The organism is Streptomyces sp. NPDC101166 (assembly GCF_044768125.1).
In the GTDB taxonomy this organism is placed as follows: domain Bacteria; phylum Actinomycetota; class Actinomycetes; order Streptomycetales; family Streptomycetaceae; genus Streptomyces.
This window is the reverse complement of record NZ_JBIWPF010000129.1, coordinates 1-1408: the sequence shown is the minus strand read 5'-3', so window position 1 is coordinate 1408 and position 1408 is coordinate 1. Positions and strand designations below refer to the sequence as shown.

2 protein-coding genes are annotated in these 1408 nt (G+C 64.3%); one reads left to right on the top strand and one right to left on the bottom strand.

Annotated features, from left to right (window positions below; all coding sequences use genetic code 11):
• Positions 1–380: hypothetical protein (locus ACIRS4_RS37015; RefSeq protein WP_404204477.1), on the bottom strand; the 380-nt coding region annotated here is incomplete at its 3' end.
• A gap of 184 nt (positions 381–564) precedes the next feature.
• Between ACIRS4_RS37015 and ACIRS4_RS37010 the strand changes: the two genes are divergently transcribed.
• Positions 565–1408 (top strand): hypothetical protein (locus ACIRS4_RS37010; protein WP_404204475.1); only part of this gene is annotated, 844 nt, incomplete at its 3' end.

Below are 1408 nucleotides of genomic sequence, written 5' to 3'. Positions count from 1 at the left end.
CCACCCCCATCCTCGACGAGCGCAGCGGCACCCTGATCCTTCTGGCCGCTCCCACTCGAGTCGACATCACCCTCCACGTCAACGATTTCCGCGCCCGCGCCCACTGCGAATTCCTCCCGCCAGGCTGGGACCTCATCCTCCCTTCCCCACGCTCTCCCGGCAGTACCGTGCCGATCTGGTTCAGATACCCCCAGTGGGAGACCCTCCAGCCCCTCGCCACAGTCCTCCGCGCCCTCAGAATCGCCCTCCGCGAATCTCCCCGCACCTACCCGTACTGACCCCGGGAGGCTCCCATGCTCACCGAAATCGCGATCACTGCAATAACTTTTCTCACACTTGCCCTCTGCCTCTTCGTCCTTTTCCGTCGCCACTTCCTGCACCCACCCTCTTCGAATCCACACTCGGTCGCCGCGATCCGGGCCCGTCTCGAAGGCGAGAAGCGCGTAGCCGCAGCTTCGAGACGCGAGGCGGCCCGGCTCTCCGCCGAATTCGCTTGATCCGAGCAGTACCGTTGACCATGGGGGAGTGCGATCAGGCTCCCGTTGTGGGACAAGGCAGCACAGCATGGCTGAAGACCGCGAGACGGCCGGACTACGCACCATTCGACCACGGGATGCGTCACAGCAAGCCCTCGTTTACGGGCGTGCGAGATCCCGACCAAGCGATCTCGCATTCCGGGCTGGAACGCTGATCAAGGCGGTAGACGCCACGATCCTCGATTCTCCGTATCGGAACAACGCGTTTCGGCTCGCGGGCCTGCGGATCGACACCGGGGCGGGTCGGATACGTGAGATGGTCACCGAATTGGGGGCCGGTGGCCGGCGAAGCCGTCTACTCGTCCACCCCACCGTGCTGCCGGTGACCCCGCGACCGCAGCCAGCCGACGTGTCAGTCGTACTTGAAAGCCTCGCGAATCCCATCGATCGATTGATCAATGAACTGTTCTGGTTCTGGCCCACCGACTATGTGGATCCGGCGACCGACGGAATCGACTGCGCCAACCGACAGTGGCTCGAACAATTGTCCACTGACCCGATCGCGGCCCACAACCTGGCAGTTCTGAGGCACATCGAGGCACTCGAGACACCACGCGGCGAGCAGCCCGAAACCTGGCTCGACGCCCTCACGGCCTGGGATATCGCGATCAGCGCGGAGGAAACGTGGCAGTGGCTGGGCGAGCACGCCGCACGGATCGGCCGCAGTCGGTACCGGAAAGCCTCGCCGGAACTGGCGCTGATCCGCGAGAGGTTGCCCGCGGCTGTCCTGCGAATCCACACCAATGCGATCGCGCACGCCATCCTCACCGGCGAGAAGGCATCCGCCGAACGGCAATTCGAGGTTCTCGACGAGTTCCGTGCCCAGATCGTCATGTACCCGAGCGTGTTCGACTTCGCCGACATCGACTTCG